Here is a 2,504-nt window from a genome sequence, read left to right as displayed (position 1 = left end):
CGAGCGCAGTCTCCAGCTTGGTCATGCCCGCGATCCTGACGTGCTGCTGGCCTATGCGATGAACGGCGAGCCGCTGCCCATTCAGCACGGCTATCCCGTGCGCCTCGTCGTCCCGGGCTGGTATGCCGTGGCGTCGGTCAAATGGCTGACTGAAATCGAGCTCATCAACCAGCCGTTCGCTGCGCATTATCAGGCCGACAAGTATTGGTATGAATGGGAACGCGATGGCGCGGCCGTCCGCGAACCAGTCACGCTGCAGCGGGTGCGGGCCTTGATCACCGAGCCGGCGCCTGAGCAGGAGGTCCGGTGCGGTGAACTGGCCATTCGCGGCGTGGCCTGGTCCGGCGCCGCTCAGATCGCGCGCGTGGAAATAAGCGTGGGCGCCGGAGACTGGCAGGAGGCGCATCTCGTCAGCGAGCGCAAGCGTCACAGCTGGCAATGGTGGGAGCTGATCACCCGGGCCCATGAGCCGGGCGTCCTCACCCTGCGTGCCCGGGCCACCGATCTTGCCGGCCGCACTCAACCCGAGCGTGCCGAATGGAACCGGCTGGGCTACGGCAACAACGCTATCCACGAAGTGTCGGTTCGGATAGTGTGAACGTCGACTCGATTTTCCGCTGAAGGGACATTGCCGACTGGCCACTCTTGGAAAGGCTTGAAAGGCTGGTTTGAATGGCCGGTATCGGCCGATAAAGCAACAATGAGCATTGACGCGGCGAAGGTCTGCTATCTGAGTGGAACAGCCGTTTGAGTGTTCGGATGATCGCCGCGGCGGACGTCCGGAACTGGCCGGTCACTGCCTGACGGCGATCGGCAGCACGCGACCCTGAGGAATCGGCCAACTTTCCTGATAGCGGTCATTCCACAGTGCTCAACTGTAGACGGCAACAGCCAATTCGCTTGTTTCGGGCGCCTTACACCAGGCACTGCAGCGCCGCTCAAGTGCCGGGAGCGTTCGTACAGCCGCGCGTGCTGCCTGAGAGGTCGGTTACCTAGGCGGCGGCGAAGGATCGAGCTTCGCCGATTCCCTGACGAGCTGATCCGTCATCGCGGCCGCGACCGGGTTCGAGCCCGTGCCTGGCTTCGAGCTACGTTGGTCCATGGCGGCGCGAGCGGCCGACATATCCGGCGGAGGCAACGATGGATCGAGCTTCGCCGATTCCCTGACCAGTTCGTCCGTTTCCGGTGTCGCGCCTCGAGTCGTTATCGCGCGATGGTCCAGACCGTCTCGTCCACGCAGGGCGCGCTGCGCCGGAACCACCTTCGGCGCACCCGAGTCCTGCACGTTCACTGACGCGACTGCCGTCGACGGCGCCTGCTTCGGTTGTGCCTCCGGTTTCGGTTGCCCGGTGACTTGTGCGGCGGCCGGACTGAATGCGGGCGCGGCCGTCATGGGCGCAGGTGCTACTGCCAGAGCCGGAGCCGGAACCACCGGCTCCTGCGCGATGGCAGTCCTTTTCGTGATTGCGCCGGACGGCTTCGATTGGTCGATGCTGCCTTCCGTCACGTGATCGCCGACGCGCGAATCGACGACGGGAGGGTGTGCGGACTCATGCATGGCGGCCGTGACTTCTGCCATTGAGCGGCGGTCCGCCTGAAGGAGCATCAAGTACGTGGTCCCTGCTGCTACGAGCAGGAGCCCTCCAATAATCATCAAAATCTTTCGGGTATTCATCATAATTACTGACGGATCCTGCAAACGACGTGAGCCAGCCATAGTAAACCACTGATCACGGCTTTAATCAGACAAATGCCAGCAATGGCGAACCTGATGAGCAGGAATGGGCGAGCGATATCCAGAGAATTGCCGGGTCGTCCGCATTCCCACAGAAAGGAGTCGAATCATGAAGGACCCGAACACGACCGACATGGTCACGCCCGGCCAGCCACCATCCGCGCAGAAGCAGCTCGACGAACTACCCGGTCTGGTGGGCGCGCTGGACCCTGCGATTTTCGGCACGTCGGGCAGGAAGCTGCCCTTCGTGCTGATGATCTTTGCCGGAATGGGCGATCATCGCCGCCGTATCGGCCGGCGCGTCCGGCTTATAAAACACCTGCATGACCTGCAGCAGATTGCCGTAGTCCTGGCCGCTGATGACCACCTGACGGGAAGGCTTGACGTCAGCGGCCATGCGCTCCATGCGCAGCACATCGGACACGAATGATCGGTGGCCAGCGAGCCTGTACCAGCGGGAACGACTGCACGCCCGGACCCGAGCCGCCTGCACCGGAACCATGCCCCCATGACACGCACAGCGCTGCCTTCGCCGAGGTAGGACCTGAGGTCAACGTCACGCCGCTGGCCGGTGAAACGCTTCGACACGGGTGTGCTGCCATCGCAGCGTGGCGCGCCCGACGTTCCTCGGGGCGTGAAGCGGTCGATCGACCTGTCAGACCATCAACGGCCGGTCCCAGATGTCTACCCGCCATTCATTCATAGTTGAGGTCCAGCGCATCGTTGGGACCGCCGGTGTTCCGGACAAAGATTTGAAGGCTAACTCCGG

Annotated in this window: 3 protein-coding genes; 2 read left to right on the top strand and 1 reads right to left on the bottom strand. The window is 63.1% G+C overall.

Features of this window, described 5'->3' with window-relative positions; all coding sequences use genetic code 11:
- The coding region (locus tag GNZ13_RS28850) for a molybdopterin-dependent oxidoreductase (RefSeq protein ID WP_172170921.1) at nt 1-598 on the top strand (598 nt) is incomplete at its 5' end.
- Nucleotides 599-988: 390 nt separating this feature from the next.
- Here the strand turns inward: GNZ13_RS28850 and GNZ13_RS28845 are convergent.
- Nucleotides 989-1,579 carry an extensin gene (locus tag GNZ13_RS28845; protein ID WP_236002234.1) on the bottom strand — a complete coding sequence of 197 codons (591 nt, stop codon included), beginning with the start codon at nt 1,577-1,579 and terminating at the stop codon, nt 989-991.
- Between the two features lie 265 nt (nt 1,580-1,844).
- Here GNZ13_RS28845 and GNZ13_RS28840 point away from each other — a divergent pair, with 265 nt between their 5' ends.
- Nucleotides 1,845-2,165 (top strand): hypothetical protein, encoded by a 321-nt coding sequence (locus GNZ13_RS28840; RefSeq protein WP_172170917.1) that lies wholly within the window; start codon nt 1,845-1,847, stop codon nt 2,163-2,165.
- Nucleotides 2,166-2,504: the final 339 nt, after the last annotated feature.

This window comes from Paraburkholderia elongata, from assembly GCF_013177735.1.
Taxonomy (GTDB): domain Bacteria; phylum Pseudomonadota; class Gammaproteobacteria; order Burkholderiales; family Burkholderiaceae; genus Paraburkholderia; species Paraburkholderia elongata.
The sequence above is the reverse complement of the archived record's forward strand: the minus strand, read 5'-3'. Positions and strand labels throughout refer to the sequence as shown.

Bases quoted from the DNA above. Each gene is read 5' to 3' on its own strand.
- GNZ13_RS28845 (WP_236002234.1), bottom strand. From the start codon at position 1,579: ATGGCAGAAGTCACGGCCGCCATGCATGAGTCCGCACACCCTCCCGTC.
- GNZ13_RS28840 (WP_172170917.1), top strand. From the start codon at position 1,845: ATGAAGGACCCGAACACGACCGACATGGTCACGCCCGGCCAGCCACCA.